The following is a 15,698-nucleotide window of genomic DNA, read 5'->3' as shown; positions in this document are numbered from 1 at the left end:
GAAGGACACCCCGGCCCGAACGCCTCTGCGCGGCTAGGCGGGCACGACGAGACCGTGCCGGACCAACCCCGTCACCAGGGTCAGCACCGCGTCCGCGAACTCGGGGGTGGTCTCTCCGGAGCCGTGTGCGAGAGCGAGCAATTCCGTCAGATCGGACAACGCCAGACCGTCCGGGCGCATTCCCGCGAGCAGCGCGATCCCGGCCTCGTCCACCTCGTGCTGCCAGCGCGGCCCGTCCCCGCGGTGCACCCGCGCGAGCAGCGGCTCCCAGCCGTCGGGGCCGGCCAGCGCGACGCGTTCCAGCGCGGTGGTGTCGGGGACCCGGAAGCGCGCGTTCCAGGCCACCCCCGGGTCGGCGGCGACCGCGCGCAGCCAGGCCGAGCGCTCGAACCAGGCGGTGGCCTCCGGGCCGAGCGGGTCGTCGAAGCCGTGCGTGAGGTCTTCGGCGAGCAGCTCGGTGGGGCCGTCGATCGCGCGCAGGTAGACGAAGCCGAAGCCGATTCCGGTGACGCCCTCGGCCGCGAGGACGTCGAGCCAGGTCTCCGCGCGGCGCTGCGCGTCCGGGTCGCGCGGGTCGAGCCCGGCGTCGCGCAGCCAGGTGCCGACGTAGAGCGCGGGGTCGGCGACGTCGCGCTGCACCACCCAGGCGTCCACCCCGTGCGCGGGCAGCCAGGACGCGACCCTGGCCCGCCAGTCCGCGCCGTCCCGGTGCACCCAGGCGGCGAGCAGCGCCGCGGTGCCGCCCGGCGCGAGCAGCTCCGGCGCGGTGGAGATCACCAGCTCGCTGGCGCCGTCCAGGGCGAGCCCGGAGTCCCGGTAGGTGTGCTCGACCCGGGCGGGCCCGACCACGAACGGCGGGTTGGCCACGATCCGGTCGAACCGCCGCCCGGCCACCGGCTCGAACCAGGAGCCGGCCAGCAGCTCGACCTCGAGGCCGTTCAGCGCGCAGGTGGCCGCGGCCAGCGCGAGCGCGCGCGGGTTCACGTCGGTGGCGGTGACGGCGCCTGCGTAGGAGGTGGCGTGCACGGCCTGCACGCCGCAGCCGGTGCCGAGGTCGAGCACGGTGCCCACCGGGTCGGTGGGGGTGGCGCGGAGCAGCGAGAGCGAGGCGTGCCCGACGCCGAGCACGTGCTCCTCGGTCAGGGTGCGGCGGCGCATGGAGTCGTCGAGGTCGGAGATGATCCAGCGGGTTCCGGCGCCCGCGTCGAGCGGGCGCAGGTCGAGCGCGGCGCGCACCGCGTCGCCGTCCCGCTCCAGCAGCCCGGCGGCGACCGCGTCGGCGAGTTCGGCCGGCGCCAGCGCCGCGGCCGCCGCGGCGGCCGGGACGTCGTCGTGCAGCAGGAAGAGCGCGATCAGCGTGCCGAGGTCGCCCGCGGCACGGGCGGCGCGGCGCACCGGGACCGGCTCGGAGCGGCCGAGCGCGGCGTGCGCCGCCGGCCCGAGCACCGCGAGCAGGGTGTCGGCGTCGTACCCCGCCCGCTCCAGCGCGGTGCGCAGGCCGGGGCAGAGCGCGACGAGCGGCGCGGCGGCGGGGTCGGTGCGGGTGGCGAGGAGGTTCGGGGCGTCTGGCACGCAGCTACTCTGCCATCGCCGGTGCTCAGAGCCATCGCCGGTGCTCAGGACCATCGCCGGTGCTCAGACTCCGTGCGGGTCGCGGGCGGTGAGGCAGTAGGGGTGGCCGTCCGGGTCGGCCATCACGATCCAGTGCTCGAAGCGTTCGACGACCCGGGCGCCGAGCTCGGCGTGGTGTTGCGCGGCGGCCGCCGGGTCGGCGGCGGCGAAGTCGAGGTGCGCGCTCGCGGGCCGGTCCTCGTCCAGCCGCTGCAGCAGCAGGTCGTAGGCGAGGCCGGGCCTGCCGCGCAGCAGCGCGAACTCGGGGCGGCGGCCGACCCGGTAGGGCAGCCCGGTGAGTTTGCGCCAGAACTCGGTCTCGCGCTCGATATCGCTCGCCCCGATGTCGAGGCACACCTGGTCCAGCCGGGTGGTGACGCCGCCGGGGCCGCGCACGAGCGGCCGCTCGCCCGGCTCGGCCCTGCCGTCGGGGGTGAGGCAGAAGGTGACCCCGGCGGGGGAGCGGAAGACGGCGTAGTCCGGGTGCTCGAACACCAGCTCGGCGCCGAGCCGGGTGGCGGTCTCCCGCGCGCCGGGCACATCCGCGACGTCCAGGTCGAGGTGCACCCGGCCGCTCTCCGGCACCGCCTGCATCTTCAGCGTGCCCGGCCCGGAGGCGGGGTCCAGCGTGACGAACTCGGAGAATTCACCCCGCTTCGCGGAGACCGTCGTGCCGGTGACCGCCGCCCAGAACCGCGCGGATTCGTCGAATCCGGCGGCGGGACGGTCGAGAAAAGCCCAGACCCACTGGATCATTCGCAACTCCTCGCCTCGATTCGCTCCGACAGTAGAGCGGAGCCGCTGCCGCTGTCGACCTGGCGGGATATCGGCGGAACCTGGCAGAACTGCCACTCGCGGGCGTACTCCGCCTCCGGCAAGATCTGCCGGTGACCTCACTGCGTACCGCCCGCCGCCCGGATGCCGCGGGCCGATGGCCGCACCCGGCCTGGACCGTGGCGGCCGTCGGCTTCGTCGCGCTGATCGGCGCGGCCGCCTTCCGTTCGGTGCCCGGCGTCCTGATGGCTCCGCTGCACGACGAGTTCGGCTGGTCGCACGGGACGATCGGCACCGCGGTCTCGCTGAACCTGCTGCTCTACGGGCTGATCTCGCCGTTCGCGGCGGCGCTGATGGACCGCTTCGGCATCCGGATCGTCGTCGCCTGCGCGCTGGTGCTGGTCGCGCTCGGCAGCGGGCTCACGGTGTTCATGACCCAGCCCTGGCAGCTGGTGGCGAGCTGGGGGCTGCTGGTCGGCGTCGGGGTCGGCTCGATGTCCATGCCGTTCGTCGCGACCATCACCTCCCGCTGGTTCGTCCGGCACCGCGGGCTGGTCACCGGGGTGCTCACCGCCGCGGGCGCGACCGGGCAGCTGGTCTTCCTCCCGCTGATCGCCGGGCTGGCCGACCGGCACGGCTGGCGGCTGCCCGCGCTCGTGGTGGCCGCCGTCGCGCTGGCCGTGGTGCCGCTGGTGCTCTTCTTCGTCCGGGACTACCCGAGCGACGTGGGGCGGCTGGCCTACGGCGCCCCCGACGGCAGCACGGCGGGGACCAGGATCGCGGTCGCGGGCGGTGCGCTGCGCGCGCTCACGGTGCTGCGCCGCGCGTTCCGCGAGCCCGGCTTCTGGCTGCTGGCCGGCGGCTTCGCCATCTGCGGCGCCTCGACCAACGGGCTGGTCGGCACGCACTTCGTCAGCGCCGCGCACGACCACGGCATGCCGGTGACCACGGCGGCCGGGCTGCTCGCCCTGGTCGGGGTCTTCGACGTGGTCGGCACGATCTGCTCGGGCTGGCTCACCGACCTGGTGGATCCGCGGCTGCTGCTGGTCGGCTACTACAGCCTGCGCGGGCTCTCGCTGCTGATCCTGCCGCACCTCTTCGCGCCGCAGACCGAGCCGAGCATGTGGGTCTTCGTGATCTTCTACGGGCTGGACTGGATCGCCACCGTGCCGCCGACGGTCGCGCTCTGCCGGGAGATCTTCGGCGACGACGGGCCGGTGGCGTTCGGCTGGGTCTTCGCCTCGCACCAGGTCGGCGCGGCCGTCGCGGCCACCGGCGCGGGCGTGGTCAGGGACCTGCAGGGCAGCTACACGCTGGCCTGGTACCTGGCGGGCGGGCTGTGCGGGCTGGCCGCGGTGCTCTCGATCTTCATCGCGCGGCCGCCGGCCCCGTCACTCGAGGGCGCGGTGCGGCCCTGATTCCAGCGCCGGGCGCGGCTGGTCCCAGCGGCTCGGCTCGTCCTTGGTGCGCGGCGGGCGGTCGTTGGCGATCAGCACCGCGATCCAGGGCAGCGGTACCGAGACGGCGATGATCAGCAGCGAGATCAGCGCGTTCGCCCACAGGCTGTAGGCCAGCGCGGCGCCGAGCAGGCACGGGATGCGGAACGCCATGATCACGGTGTACCGGCGGACCCGGGCGCGGTGCTGCTCCTCCAGGGACGGCGCGGCCTCGGTGATCAGGACCGGGGAGTCGTCGCCCGCGCGGAAGAAGCCGCGCGATCGTTTGGCGCGGGTGTCGGTGGCGGAGTGGTCGGTGCGGCGCTCGTCGGCGTCTCGGGGGTCGCCGTGCTGGTGCATGTGTTCGAGTGTTCCACCGTTCGACGCCGAGCGCATCGGCCGGGGTGGGAGATGTGCGGCATCATGGAGGGCGTGAGTACTGACACCCTGGCGCGGCCGGACACCACCACCGACGAGACGACCGCGGACGACACCCCCAAGTTCTTCCACTACGTGAAGAAGAACAAGATCGCCGAAAGTGCGGTGATGGGCACACACGTGGTCGCGCTCTGCGGCGAGGTGTTCCCGGTGACGCGCTCGGCCAAGCCCGGCTCGCCGGTCTGCCCGGACTGCAAGAAGGTCTACGAGCAGCTGCGCAAGGGCGACTGAACCGCGGCGCTACGGCCGGGTGCGCTCAGCCCCGGTCTCCTCGGCGTGCCCGGGTGCCGCCTCCGCGGGCCGCCGCGCGTCGCCCCTCCCGCCGCGGCGGCCGCCGAAGCGCGGACGCTGCACGATCCCGTCCCCGAGCACCCGGTGCGCCAGCCACTCCTTGGTCCGGTCCAGCCGCGACCCGTGCACGGGCCACATCTCCTGCACGGCGGCGTTGAACTCGGCGCCGAGGATCACCGCGAAGCCGAGGAAGAACGTGAAGAGCAGGAACGCGATCGGCGTGGCCAGCGCCCCGTAGCTCACCCCGGACGCGGTGATCCAGGCCAGGTACCGGCGCAGGAGCTCGCTGGCCGTCATGAAGAAGACCCCGGCCACCAGGGCCCCGCCGAGCAGCCGCAGCCAGGGCAGCGAGCGGTGCAGCGCCAGCTTGTAGAGCGTGGTCAGCCCGACGATCAGCAGCAGCCCGACGCCCGGGTAGTAGAAGCCGTCGAGCAGCCGCAGCCCCGGCTCCCGCCAGCCGTCCGGCAGCGCCCGCCCGATGAGCACCGGGCCGAGCGCGACCAGCGGCAGGATGAACACCGCCGCCACCAGGAACAGCAGGTAGAGCAGCAGCGCGAAGATCCGCTGCCAGACCGGGTGCCGCGCCTCGTGCTGGTCGTGCGCCTCCACGATCGCGTCCACGAAGGTCGCCATGGCCGACGAGCCGGCCCAGAGCGAGAGCACGAAGCCGAACGACACCACCGCGCCGCGGCCGCGGCCGAGCACGTCCTGCACGGTCGGCTCGATCAGCTCCTCGACCACCGCCGGGCTGAACAGGTCCCGGCTGAACGCGATGATCTTGCCCTCCACGATCTGCACCGTGTCCGGGCCGAACCAGCCGCCGACGTAGCCGAGGCTGCCGAGCACGCCGAGCAGCAGCGGGGCCAGCGACAGCGTCTGCCAGAAGGCCGCGGCCGCCGACTTCGCGAAGATCGACCCGTTCCAGCTCTTGACCGCGGTGCGCACGATCAGCCGCAGCGCCTGCCCGCGCGCGTGGCGCAGCCGGGTGCGGACCGGCGCCGCGTCTTCGCCGGGCTGCTGCCCGGTTGCCGAGGACGCGCCGGAGCCGGTGGGCGTGGTGTCGGTCATGGTCCTTACAGCATTACTCACCGGTCGCTCGCGCACCGGACCGGCGGGGCATCCGGTGCGATGAATCCCGCGCGGACCCGGCGGCTGTGACGGATATCGCCCGCCGCCGCGTCGGTTTGGCGACACGCCGCGAGCGGCCGATAGGGTCTACGACGTGACCGGGTCAGGTGGTGCCGCGACGGCGGCCGGAGCGACGACGTCGGGGGCCCCCGGCGGCGGGGGCGTGCTCCGGGCCTGGCAGCGGCGTGCGCTGACCAAGTACCTGACGGCGCGGCCGCGCGATTTCCTCGCCGTGGCGACGCCGGGCGCGGGCAAGACCACCTTCGCGCTGCGGGTCGCGGCCGAGCTGCTCGCCGACCGCACCGTCGACCAGATCACCGTGGTCGCGCCGACCGAGCACCTGAAGCACCAGTGGGCGCAGGCCGCGGCCCGCTCCGGCATCGCGCTGGACTCGCGCTTCTCCAACACCACCGGCGGCACCTCCGGCGACTACCACGGCGTCGTGGTGACCTACGCCCAGGTGGCGGCGCACCCGTTCAAGCACCGGGTGCGCACCGAGAACAAGCGCACGCTGGTGATCCTGGACGAGGTTCACCACGCCGGCGACGCCAAGAGCTGGGGGGACGCCGTTGCGGAGGCCTTCGGCGACGCCACCCGCAGGCTGGCGCTCACCGGCACCCCGTTCCGCAGCGACGACAGCCGGATCCCGTTCATCGTCTACGAGCCGGACGAGTCCGGCTTCGACCGCTCCCGCGCCGACCACTCCTACGGCTACGCCGACGCGCTGGCCGACGGCGTCGTGCGCCCGGTCGTCTTCCTCGCCTACAGCGGCGAGGCGCACTGGCGGGACAGCGCGGGCGAGGAGTACAGCGCCCGGCTCGGCGAGCCGCTGAGCGCCGAGCACACCGCGCGCGCCTGGCGCACCGCGCTGGACCCGGCAGGCGACTGGATGTCCAAGGTGCTGCAGGCCGCCGACACCAGGCTGCGTCAGCTGCGCGCCTCCGGCATGCCGGACGCGGGCGGCTTGGTGATCGCCACCGACCAGGAGCGCGCCCGCGACTACGCCGAGCTGCTGGAGCACATCTCCGGCCGCAGACCCGCGCTCGTGCTCTCCGACGACCCGACCTCGTCGGCCCGGATCGGCAGCTTCGGCGCGAGCGACGAGCCGTGGATGGTCGCGGTGCGGATGGTCTCCGAGGGTGTCGACGTGCCGCGGCTCGCGGTCGGCGTCTACGCCACCAGCGCCTCGACCCCGCTGTACTTCGCCCAGGCCATCGGGCGATTCGTGCGCGCCAGGCAGCCGGGCGAGACGGCCAGCGTCTTCCTGCCGTCGGTGCCGGTGCTGCTCGACCTCGCCGCGCAGCTCGAGCTGCAGCGCGACCACGTCATCGGCAAACCGCACCGGCAGGCCGACGGCCTGGAGGACGCGCTGCTCGAGCAGGCCAACAAGCAGCAGGACGAGCCGGGCGAGGACGAGAAGCCGTTCGTCGCGCTGGCCGCCGACGCCGAGCTGGACCAGGTGATCTACGACGGCTCCTCGTTCGGCACCGCCACCTTCACCGGCAGCGCGGAGGAGGCCGACTACCTCGGCATCCCCGGGCTGCTCGACGCCGAGCAGATGCGCGCGCTGCTGCGTGAGCGGCAGTCCAAGCAGGTGACCGAGCGCTCGGCCACCGCCACCGCGATCCCCGCACCCGCGCCGCAGGCGGCCGCGGCCGCCGACCGGGTCGCCACCGCCGCCGCGCTCGGCGAGCTGCGCCGCGAGCTGAACAGCCTGGTCGCCATGCACCACCACCGCACCGGCAAGCCGCACGGGGTGATCCACGGCGAGCTGCGCCGCGAGTGCGGAGGCCCGCCCACCGCGCTGGCCAGCGCCGACCAGCTGCACGAGCGGATCGCGGCCCTGCGCCGCCGATGAGGTCGCGCGGGCTGCGCGCGCCGGGCCGTGGGAATGCCGCCGGTCGGCGGCGGCGCGCCGGGTGTCAGGCGGGTCAGGCGGCCATGGCCACGTCGATGGCGGCGCCGAGGTCGGCTACCAGGAAGTCGCGCACGGCCGTGTTGCGGGTGGTGTAGGTGGAGCCGGCGAGCACGATCATGCAGCCGTGCGGCAGCTCCGGCGCGGTGTACGCGGCGGCGTTGTCGCGCAGCATCGCCTCGATGCTCGCCCGTGCGGTCGGCTCCTCGCGCAGCGCGCGCTCGGTGTACCCGCCGTACGTGGCGCCGTACAGCTCGACGGCCTCGCGGAACAGCGCCTCCTTGCTTCCGAAGGCCGCGTAGAGGCTGGGTGAGGCGATGCCCATGGCGGTCGTCAGGTCGGCGAGCGAGGTGCCCTCGTAGCCGTGCTCCCAGAACACCTCCCTGGCGCGGTTCAACGCCGCGGCGCGCTCGAATGCGCGGGGTCGGCCGCGTGCCTGCATGCGGTGTGGGGCATGCGGGTGGCATTGGTGACCGGGGGCAGCAGGGGGATCGGGGCGGCGATCGCGCTCCGGCCGGCGGCGGACGGGGTCGATGTGGCGTTGACCTATCGGGCCGAGGGGGCAGGGCCGAAGCCGTCGCCGCGGAGGTGGCGGCGCGCGGGCGGCGGGCGCTCACCGTGCGGGCGGACAGTGCGGAGCCCGCGGACATCGCGCACGCGGTCGAGCGGACCGCCGCCGAGCTCGGCGGGCTGGACATCCTGGTCAACAATGCCGGGATCTTCCCGGCGAAGCCGTTCGCCGTGTTCACGCTCGCGGAGGTGGACCTGGCGCTGGCGGTGCACCCGCGCGCCGCCTTCCTCTACAGCATGAGCAAGTCGGCGCTGAACGGCTTCACCCGGGCGCCGGCCAGGGAGCTGGGGCCGCGCGAGATCACCGTGAACGTGGTGCAGCCCGGCTCCACCGACACCGATATGAACCCCGGCGACAGCGGGCACGCCGACGCCCAGCGCGCGCTCACCGCTCTCGGCCGCTTCGGCACCGCCACCGAGGTCGCCGAGACGGTGGCGTTCCTGGCAGGGGAGTCGGGGGCGCACCATCACCGGTGCGGTGCTCACCGTCGACGGCGGCAGCAACGCGCGTGATGCGGCAGGTCGGCGCTGCGCTCGGCGGCCCCGGCCGCGCGGTCGGTCCGGACCATCTCGGCGGGTGCGAGCCGCGGCGGACGCCGACGGCTCACGGTGGGGCGTCGAACCAGCCCGCCGCGTCCATGTCGTCCAGCGGGATCCAGCGGCGCGGGGCCGCCGGGGTGTCCGGCGCGGCGGTGGCGGGGTCGAGGAAGCCGCCGATCCGCAGGGCCAGCGCGGGCTCGGCGTCGACCTGCCGCGCCACCTCGTAGCAGAGCGCGAGCAGGTGCACGCAGCGCTCGCGCCGCGCGGAGCAGGAGCAGTCGGTGGCGGCGAGCACGGGCGCCGGGTCGATCCCGGCCGCACGCAGCACCGCGTGCGCGTCGTCGCCGAGCAGCGCCGGGTCCGGCACCAGCCCGGCCACCGCCGCCACCGCTGCCCCGGCGGGCGCGGCGACCTCCAGGTGCGTCACCGAGGCCTGCCCGCCGCGCTGGATGGTCGCCCGCACCAGCCTGCCCTCGACCACCGTGCGCACCCCGCTGTTGCGGGCGATGCTGCGGGCGCGCGGCAGCAGCGGCTCGGGGCGGGTGCTGCGCAGCGGCTCGGCGAGCCGCACCCAGTCCATGCCCCACCGGGTGTAGCCGAACTCGTTCTCCGGCATCAGACGGCACCCCGCGATCGGCGCAGGATCTCCATCAGCCCGGCGTCGTCCAGCCGGGCCAGCGCCGCGATCCCGGCGCTGTCGCCGAGGTCGGTGAGCGCGGCCTTGCGGTCGTGCAGCCGGGCGATGTGCTCCTCCACCGTGGTGGCGGTGGTGAGCGTGGTGACGGTGACGGTGCGGGTCTGCCCGATCCGGTGCACCCGGTCGGTGGCCTGTGCCTCGACCGCCGGGTTCCACCAGCGGTCCACGTGCACCACATCGGCGGCGCGGGTCAGGGTGAGCCCGGTGCCCGCCGCGCGCAGGCTCAGGACCAGTACCGGCGGGCCGTCCGGCCGCTGGAAGTCGCGCACGATCCCGGCCCGCGCGGCGGGGTCGAGCCCGCCGTGCAGGAACGGGACGGCCAGCCCGAAGGTCTCGGCGAAGTGCCTGACCAGCAGCTCGCCCGCGCCGCGGTACTGGGTGAAGAGCAGGGTCGGGGCGGCGTTGGCGAGATTGGCGGCCACGATGTCGGTGCAGAGGTCGACCTTGCCGGAGCGCCCGCCGATCTCGGCCAGGTCGCCGGTGATCAGCCCCGGGTGGTCGCAGACCTGTTTCAACGCGGTGAGCGCCGCGAGCACCCGGCCGTGCCGCTGCAGCCCGGTGCCGAACCCGGTGTCCGCGGCCTCGTCCAGCACCCGGTCGTAGAGTGCGGCCTGCTCGGCGGTGAGGTCGCAGAGCAGGTCGCTGCGGATCTTGGCGGGCAGCCCGGCGGCCACCTGGGACTTGCGCCTGGCCAGCAGCACCGGCTCCAGCGCGTCGCGCAGCCTGGCCGCCGCGCCCGCGTCGCCCTCGGCGATGGGCTTGGCGTAGCGCCGCCGGAACCGGCTGCGGTGCGTGAAGAGCCGCGGCGCCACCAGGTGCAGCAGCGCGAAGAGCTCGTCCAGGTCGTTCTCCACCGGGGTGCCGGTCAGCGCGATCCGCGCGGCGGCCTCCACTCCGCGTGCGGCCACCGCGACCTGGGTGCGCGGGTTCTTCAGCGCCTGCGCCTCGTCGAAGATCACCGTCTCCCAGCGGAATCCGGCCAGCTCGCGGTGGTGCAACCGGAGCGTCGGGTAGCCGGTGACCAGCACGGTGCCCGGTTCGGCCGCCGGTGGGCCGCCGCGCCACGCCCGCGCCTTCAGCTCCGGCGCGAAGCGGGTGATCTCGTGAATCCAGTTGCCCACCAGCGAGGTCGGCGCCACGACCAGGTTCGGCCCGCCCGCCCGGTCGGCCAGGAACCCGATGGCCTGCACCGTCTTGCCGAGCCCCATCTCGTCCGCCAGCACCGCGCCGCCGTGCGCGGCGACCGTCTCGTGCAGCCAGCCGATTCCGCGCGCCTGGTACGGCCGCAGCTCGGCGTGCAGCCTGCCCGCCAGCCGCTCCGGCACCGCGGCGGTCTCCCTGGCGACGGCCAGCGCGCGCTCCGGGGCCAGCACGGCGGTGCCGGTGGCGTTCGGCACGGCGTGCGCCGCGGGCGGCAGCGCGGGCGCGGCGGCCGGATCGGCGAAGGCCGCGGCCCAGGCGGCGTGCGAGGCCGCGCCGGTGCGTGGGTCGGCGGTGAACTCGGCCGGGGTGAGCAGCGCGCACGCCACGGCGGTGACCGCGAGCCCGTCCGGGCCGGGCAGTACAAGCGGCAGCGTTTCCCGCTCCCCGGCGCCCGGTGGGGCCGCGCCGGGGCCGCCGGACCAGGTCCACAGCGCGACGAGGTGGCGGTCCGGGAGGTAGGTGGCCTGCAGTGCGGACAGGGTACGGCCCCTTTCGGAGAACAGCGTAAGGTGTACGGAAAACCGACAACGTACACCGTACGGGATTTGTTCCCGGGAGGGGGAGCCGTGGCCGAGCCGACCGCCGAGGAGCGCGCCGCGCGGCTGATCGCCCTGCTGTGGCGGCGCCACCTGCCGCCGCGCCCGCCCACCCGCGGCCCGCGCCAGACGGTGAACGTGGACGCCGTGGTCGAGGCCGCGGTGGCGCTGGCCGACCGGGACGGCCTGGCCGGGGTCTCCATCCGCGCGGTCGCCACGGAGCTCGGCCTGCGGCCCATGAGCCTGTACACCTACGTGCCGGGCAAGGACGAGCTGCTCGCCGCCATGGTGGACGAGCTGGCGGCCCGCGACGGCCCGCTGCCGGGCGGCGCCCCGCGCGAGCGGGTGGCGGCGGTGGCGCGGCAGGTGCGCGCCGAGCTGCTCGCGCACCCGTGGCTGCTGGAGGTCTCGCCGTGGCGGCTGGTGCTCGGCCCCGGCCGGTTGCGCCGCTACGACCGGCAGCTGGCCGCGCTGACGGGGCTCGGCCTCGACGACGTCGCGCTGGACCGGGCGGTGCGGGTGCTGACCGAGTTCGCCACCGGCAATGCCGGGACCGCGGTGGCCGCGCGCCGGGCGGGCGACAACGCCGCCTGGTGGGCCGCGCACGGCCCGCTGCTCGCCGCCGTCATGCCGGAGCGCGAGTTCCCGACGGCAGCGCGGGTCGGGGCCGCGGTGGGCGAGCGGTACCAGGCGCCCGGCGACCCGGACGGCGACTTCGAGTACGGCCTCGGCGCGCTGATCGATGGAATCCTGCTGAGCGGAAAGCCGGTCGGAGCGGCCCGAACGTGACCCCGGAGACGAAACAGCGGGCGATCCGGATCGGATCGCCCGCTGTCGCGGATTCTGTTGTCGGATGCTGTTGTGTCGGACGCGAGGACGGGGTCTACAGAGCGGGAGCGGATTCCGTGTTGATCACGGCCTCGAGCTCACGCAGGCGCTCCATGTGTTCGTTCGCGTGGTGCTGGCAGAAGAGCAACTCGCCACCCGCGGGCAGAACGGCACGCACTCGGGCAGCGGCCCCGCACCGGTCGCAGCGATCGACCGCGGTCAGTGGGGTGCTGGTCAGGGTTCCTGGCATGACTCCTCCGTCCTGGCTTCCGGCACACAGTCCGTTCACCTGGTGTCGGGCCCGTGGTCACTCCGCGGGCTCACATCCGCTACTTCCCAGCAGGGGTATGACTACTCTGACAGACGTTCGCGGTCCGGGGTTTGTTCCCGGTGCGTATCCGATGTGTTTTCGATAACACGACCTGGGATTTCCGCCGTGGGCGAACACCCCTGCTCAGCATCGAAAGCGCGCGAATCGCGTACTCGAACAGTCCGATCCAGTTGTCTATCGGGAGACTACCCGTGACCTATGACACTCACACCCTGGTTCACATCTGCACGCTGGCGGAATGGCTGGCCGCGCGGCAGTCGGGGGAGCTGCGCCCGGCCTCGCTGGAGGTGGCCGGGTTCGTGCACCTGTCGACCCCGCAGCAGGCGCACCTGCCCGCCAACCGGTTGTTCTCCGGGCGACGGGATCTCGTGCTGCTCCGGATCGACCCGGCTCGGCTCGGCGCGCCGGTGAAGTGGGAGCCCGGGGTACCCACCGACCCGGAGTCCATGCTGTTTCCGCACCTCTACGGCCCGCTGCCCGCGGGAGCGGTCACCGCGATCGACGAGTACCGGCCGGACGGGGACGGGGTCTTCGCGCCACTCGCGCGCTGACCGGCACCGGCACCGGAATCCGCCGAACCGACCAGCCGGACGGTCTCCCGCGACGGGGGCCGTCGGCAGGTCTACGCTGGAGTCCGTGAACGTCGATGTCACAGCATTGCCCGGGATCGGGGTGCGCAAGGACTTCCAGGCCCGGTCCGGCCGCCGGATCGGGGTGGTCGATCTCCGCGACGGCGGCATCGATCTCATCGTCTCCAAGGTGGACGACCCGGACGCCTGCGCGGCCGAGATCCCGCTCACGGCGGACGAGGCGGCGGTGCTGGCCAACCTGCTCGGGGCCCCGCAGCTCGTCGCCCAGCTGCGCGAGGACCACCGCGACATGCCTGGCATCCTGACCAGGCAGCTGCCGATCAAGGCGGACTCCCCGTACGAGGGCCGCACGCTGGGGGAGACCGGTATGCGCACCCGCACCAAGGCGTCGATCGTCGCCGTGATGCGGGCGGGGCAGGTCTACCCCTCACCCGGCCCCGACTTCACCTTCGGCGCCGACGACCTGCTCGTGGTCGTCGGAACGCCCGAGGGGCTCGACACGGCCGCGAAGATCCTCACCCACGGCTGACCGGTGGACGGCACCGCGCTCGCGTTGCTCGAGCTCGGTGCGGTGCTGTTCGTCCTCGGCCTGCTCGGCAGGCTGGCGGGGCGGGCCGGGATGTCGCCGATCCCGCTCTACCTGCTCGGCGGGCTCGCCTTCGGGCAGGGCGGCTTCGTCGAGCTGAGCGCGGCCAACGACTTCGGCCACCTGGCCGCCGAGATCGGCGTCGTGCTGCTGCTGCTCCTGCTCGGGCTGGAGTACACCGCGCCCGAACTCGTCACCGGGCTGCGCCGCTCCTGGCCGGCCGGGCTGGTCGACCTGGTCGCCAATGCCACGCCGGGCGCGGCGGTGGCGCTGCTGCTCGGCTGGGGGGCGACCGGGGCCATCACGATGGCCGGGGTCACCTACATCTCGTCGTCCGGGATCGTCGCGAAGGTCCTCGCCGACCTCGGCAGGCTCGGCAACCGGGAGACCCCCGTCGTGCTCTCCATCCTGGTCTTCGAGGACCTGGCGATGGCGCTGTACCTGCCGATCCTGACCACCGTGCTGGCCGGGCTGAGCGTGCTCAGCGGGTTGCGCGCGCTCGGCACCGCGCTGGCCTGCGTCACCGTCGTGCTGCTGCTCGCGCTGCGCTACGGGCGGCAGGTCTCGGCGCTGCTGGCCAGCGACGACCGCGAGGTGTTCCTGCTCGAGCTGCTCGGCGCGGCGCTGCTGGTGGCCGGGGTGGCCTCCGCGCTGCACGTCTCGGCGGCGGTCGGGGCGTTCCTGCTCGGGATCGCCATCTCCGGCGCGACGGCGCGGCAGGCGGTGAAGCTGCTGGAGCCACTGCGCGATCTCTTCGCCGCGATCTTCTTCGTCGCCTTCGGGCTGAACACCGACCCGGCGGCGATCCCGCCGGTGCTCGGCTGGGCGGTCGCGCTCGCGGTGGTCAGCACGGTGACCAAGGTGGCCACCGGGTGGTGGGCGGCGGGCAGGCAGGGGATCAGGGCGCCGGGGCGGGCCAGGGCGGGGGCGGCGCTGGTGGCGCGCGGCGAGTTCTCCGTCGTGATCGCCGGGCTCGCCATCGGCATCGGCACCGCCGCGACCGAACTCGCCGCGCTTGCCTCGGCCTACGTCCTGCTCATGGCGGTCATCGGGCCGGTCGCGGCGCGGCTCGCCGAGCCCGCGTACGCCCTGCTGCACCGCGGCCCGCCGCCGTCCGCCGTCGGCGTGTGAGCCCGCCTGCGGCTCGCTCGCGCGTCCGCGGCCCCGCCGCCGAGCTCACCGCACGGGCTGTCCCGCGCGGCGGGCGCGCCTGCGCTGGAAGGCGCTGCCCGCCGCACCGGCGACCAGCCCGATGCCGGCCGCGCACAGGTGCCCGTAGTCGGTGAAGGTCGGCCCGATCCAGTAGGCCGCCGCCAGCACGGCCACCAGCGTCCCGGCCCAGACCAGCCGCAACCCGCCGCGGAAGAGGAACGACATCGCCGCCATGATCGCGGTGGCCCCGTAGCTGCTGCCCACGTCGGCCGCGACCGCCACGCGGTACGGGATCACCCCGTGATCGATGCCGTAGGAGATCGCGGTGACGGTGAGCAACGTCGCCCCCACGTGCCCGACCGCGAAGAGCGCGATCCAGCGCGCCGTCCCGAGCCTGCGCTCGGCGAAGGCCGTCACCACCAGGAACTGCGGGAGAACCCAGTACGGGAAGCCGCCCTCGGTCCAGAACGCCGACGCCACCAGCACCTGGATCGGGTTCTCCCGCATGTTGTGCAGGTTGGTCGAGGCGGAGAGGATCAGCGCCCGCTCGGCCTGCGGGCTCAGCCCGCGCAGCGTCCACCAGGTGACCAGCAGCGTGAACACGTAGGCGGTGCTGGCCGGCGCGCCCGCGAAGTGCGCCCGCAGCGCGGGGCCGATCCGGCGGGCGAGCCCGGGAGCCCGCAGCCAGCCGGTGACCGCCCGCACGCAGTCGGTCGCGTCCAGGGTGCGCAACCACGGTGCGGGGGGCGAGTCGGGCACCCGCTCAGTCTGCCGGAACCCCGCCCCGAATCCGCTCGCGCGCGCCGGTGCCGGGGCTACCCTGACGTGATGCGGCGCACGAGGGCAGTCGAGATCCAGCGGGCCGATCTCACCGGGTACGAAGCCATCGGCACCGTCGAGCTGGCGCTGAACCGCTACGGCCACAGCGACATCCACCGCGCCGTCGAGGAGATCGCCAGGGCGGCGACCGCGGCCGGCGGCGACCACTTCTACGTCGCGGAATCGCTCGGTGACCGGATCGTCGCCGTGGTCTGCCGCCGTCGCTGACCCGTAACGCCCGGGCAACACCGGC

At 74.4% G+C, this 15,698-nt stretch carries 18 protein-coding genes; 9 read left to right on the top strand and 9 right to left on the bottom strand.

Going from position 1 to position 15,698, the window contains the following annotated elements; all coding sequences use genetic code 11:
- Positions 1–33: 33 nt before the first annotated feature.
- A complete protein-coding gene (locus tag LTT61_RS09220) occupies positions 34–1,572 on the bottom strand; it encodes a DUF7059 domain-containing protein (protein ID WP_233019512.1) in 1,539 nt (512 codons plus the stop codon).
- Positions 1,573–1,635: 63 nt separating this feature from the next.
- Positions 1,636–2,367 carry a VOC family protein gene (locus LTT61_RS09215; protein ID WP_233019511.1) on the bottom strand — a complete coding sequence of 244 codons (732 nt, stop codon included), beginning with the start codon at positions 2,365–2,367 and terminating at the stop codon, positions 1,636–1,638.
- A 131-nt stretch (positions 2,368–2,498) separates the two neighbouring features.
- Here LTT61_RS09215 and LTT61_RS09210 point away from each other — a divergent pair, with 131 nt between their 5' ends.
- Positions 2,499–3,803 (top strand): MFS transporter, encoded by a 1,305-nt coding sequence (locus LTT61_RS09210; RefSeq protein WP_233019510.1) that lies wholly within the window; start codon positions 2,499–2,501, stop codon positions 3,801–3,803.
- Here the strand turns inward: LTT61_RS09210 and LTT61_RS09205 are convergent.
- A complete protein-coding gene (locus tag LTT61_RS09205) occupies positions 3,777–4,181 on the bottom strand; it encodes a DUF3099 domain-containing protein (RefSeq protein WP_233019509.1) in 405 nt (134 codons plus the stop codon). The two genes, LTT61_RS09210 and LTT61_RS09205, sit on opposite strands and share 27 nt — an antisense overlap.
- A 72-nt stretch (positions 4,182–4,253) precedes the next feature.
- Here LTT61_RS09205 and LTT61_RS09200 point away from each other — a divergent pair, with 72 nt between their 5' ends.
- Positions 4,254–4,490, top strand: coding sequence for a DUF3039 domain-containing protein (locus LTT61_RS09200; protein ID WP_233019508.1), 237 nt, complete (start codon positions 4,254–4,256; stop codon positions 4,488–4,490).
- Between the two features lie 9 nt (positions 4,491–4,499).
- Here LTT61_RS09200 and LTT61_RS09195 read toward each other — a convergent pair whose 3' ends face one another.
- Positions 4,500–5,618 (bottom strand): YihY/virulence factor BrkB family protein, encoded by a 1,119-nt coding sequence (locus LTT61_RS09195; protein WP_233019507.1) that lies wholly within the window; start codon positions 5,616–5,618, stop codon positions 4,500–4,502.
- A 154-nt stretch (positions 5,619–5,772) separates the two neighbouring features.
- On the opposite strand from LTT61_RS09195, the gene LTT61_RS09190 reads away from it, so the two are divergent.
- The gene (locus LTT61_RS09190; protein WP_420094758.1) at positions 5,773–7,536 is read left to right on the top strand and encodes a DEAD/DEAH box helicase; all 1,764 of its coding nucleotides are present in this window, start codon (positions 5,773–5,775) and stop codon (positions 7,534–7,536) included.
- Between the two features lie 73 nt (positions 7,537–7,609).
- Here the strand turns inward: LTT61_RS09190 and LTT61_RS09185 are convergent, their stop codons facing one another.
- On the bottom strand, positions 7,610–8,035 hold the full coding sequence (locus LTT61_RS09185; protein ID WP_233019506.1) for a TetR/AcrR family transcriptional regulator: 426 nt from the start codon (positions 8,033–8,035) through the stop codon (positions 7,610–7,612).
- Between the two features lie 146 nt (positions 8,036–8,181).
- Between LTT61_RS09185 and LTT61_RS09175 the strand changes: the two genes are divergently transcribed.
- Positions 8,182–8,676 carry an SDR family oxidoreductase gene (locus tag LTT61_RS09175; protein ID WP_233019505.1) on the top strand — a complete coding sequence of 165 codons (495 nt, stop codon included), beginning with the start codon at positions 8,182–8,184 and terminating at the stop codon, positions 8,674–8,676.
- A gap of 91 nt (positions 8,677–8,767) precedes the next feature.
- Here LTT61_RS09175 and LTT61_RS09170 read toward each other — a convergent pair whose 3' ends face one another.
- Positions 8,768–9,319: a hypothetical protein gene (locus LTT61_RS09170; RefSeq protein WP_233019504.1), complete on the bottom strand. Its 552-nt coding sequence runs from the start codon at positions 9,317–9,319 to the stop codon at positions 8,768–8,770.
- Positions 9,319–11,034, bottom strand: coding sequence for a DEAD/DEAH box helicase (locus tag LTT61_RS09165; protein ID WP_420094800.1), 1,716 nt, complete (start codon positions 11,032–11,034; stop codon positions 9,319–9,321). Before LTT61_RS09165 ends, LTT61_RS09170 begins: the two co-directional genes overlap by 1 nt.
- Positions 11,035–11,169: 135 nt before the next feature.
- Between LTT61_RS09165 and LTT61_RS09160 the strand changes: the two genes are divergently transcribed.
- Positions 11,170–11,928, top strand: coding sequence for a TetR/AcrR family transcriptional regulator C-terminal domain-containing protein (locus LTT61_RS09160; protein ID WP_233019502.1), 759 nt, complete (start codon positions 11,170–11,172; stop codon positions 11,926–11,928).
- Positions 11,929–12,022: 94 nt separating this feature from the next.
- On the opposite strand, the gene LTT61_RS09155 is transcribed toward LTT61_RS09160, so the two are convergent.
- On the bottom strand, positions 12,023–12,217 hold the full coding sequence (locus tag LTT61_RS09155) for a DUF7455 domain-containing protein (protein ID WP_233019501.1): 195 nt from the start codon (positions 12,215–12,217) through the stop codon (positions 12,023–12,025).
- Positions 12,218–12,489: 272 nt separating this feature from the next.
- On the opposite strand from LTT61_RS09155, the gene LTT61_RS09150 reads away from it, so the two are divergent.
- The 3 genes from LTT61_RS09150 to LTT61_RS09140 all read left to right on the top strand — a co-directional run bounded on the left by LTT61_RS09150 (position 12,490) and on the right by LTT61_RS09140 (position 14,605).
- Positions 12,490–12,849 carry a DUF952 domain-containing protein gene (locus tag LTT61_RS09150; protein WP_233019500.1) on the top strand — a complete coding sequence of 120 codons (360 nt, stop codon included), beginning with the start codon at positions 12,490–12,492 and terminating at the stop codon, positions 12,847–12,849.
- Positions 12,850–12,934: 85 nt separating this feature from the next.
- Positions 12,935–13,417 carry a cation:proton antiporter regulatory subunit gene (locus LTT61_RS09145; RefSeq protein ID WP_233019499.1) on the top strand — a complete coding sequence of 161 codons (483 nt, stop codon included), beginning with the start codon at positions 12,935–12,937 and terminating at the stop codon, positions 13,415–13,417.
- Positions 13,418–13,420: 3 nt separating this feature from the next.
- Positions 13,421–14,605: a cation:proton antiporter gene (locus LTT61_RS09140; RefSeq protein WP_233019498.1), complete on the top strand. Its 1,185-nt coding sequence runs from the start codon at positions 13,421–13,423 to the stop codon at positions 14,603–14,605.
- 45 nt (positions 14,606–14,650) lie between these two features.
- Here the strand turns inward: LTT61_RS09140 and LTT61_RS09135 are convergent, their stop codons facing one another.
- Positions 14,651–15,385 carry a rhomboid-like protein gene (locus LTT61_RS09135; RefSeq protein ID WP_233019497.1) on the bottom strand — a complete coding sequence of 245 codons (735 nt, stop codon included), beginning with the start codon at positions 15,383–15,385 and terminating at the stop codon, positions 14,651–14,653.
- Between the two features lie 69 nt (positions 15,386–15,454).
- Here LTT61_RS09135 and LTT61_RS09130 point away from each other — a divergent pair, with 69 nt between their 5' ends.
- On the top strand, positions 15,455–15,673 hold the full coding sequence (locus tag LTT61_RS09130; RefSeq protein WP_233019496.1) for a hypothetical protein: 219 nt from the start codon (positions 15,455–15,457) through the stop codon (positions 15,671–15,673).
- The last annotated feature ends 25 nt before the right edge of the window (positions 15,674–15,698 follow it).

The organism is Nocardia asteroides, from assembly GCF_021183625.1.
Classification (GTDB): domain Bacteria; phylum Actinomycetota; class Actinomycetes; order Mycobacteriales; family Mycobacteriaceae; genus Nocardia; species Nocardia asteroides_A.
The sequence above is the reverse complement of the archived record's forward strand: the minus strand, read 5'-3'. Positions and strand labels throughout refer to the sequence as shown.

Excerpts from the sequence above, each read along its gene's own strand:
- LTT61_RS09215 (WP_233019511.1), bottom strand. The coding sequence starts at position 2,367 with ATGATCCAGTGGGTCTGGGCTTTTCTCGACCGTCCCGCCGCCGGATTC.
- LTT61_RS09195 (WP_233019507.1), bottom strand. The coding sequence starts at position 5,618 with ATGACCGACACCACGCCCACCGGCTCCGGCGCGTCCTCGGCAACCGGG.
- LTT61_RS09155 (WP_233019501.1), bottom strand. The coding sequence starts at position 12,217 with ATGCCAGGAACCCTGACCAGCACCCCACTGACCGCGGTCGATCGCTGC.
- LTT61_RS09170 (WP_233019504.1), bottom strand. The coding sequence starts at position 9,319 with ATGCCGGAGAACGAGTTCGGCTACACCCGGTGGGGCATGGACTGGGTG.
- LTT61_RS09205 (WP_233019509.1), bottom strand. The coding sequence starts at position 4,181 with ATGCACCAGCACGGCGACCCCCGAGACGCCGACGAGCGCCGCACCGAC.
- LTT61_RS09185 (WP_233019506.1), bottom strand. The coding sequence starts at position 8,035 with ATGCAGGCACGCGGCCGACCCCGCGCATTCGAGCGCGCCGCGGCGTTG.
- LTT61_RS09130 (WP_233019496.1), top strand. The coding sequence starts at position 15,455 with ATGCGGCGCACGAGGGCAGTCGAGATCCAGCGGGCCGATCTCACCGGG.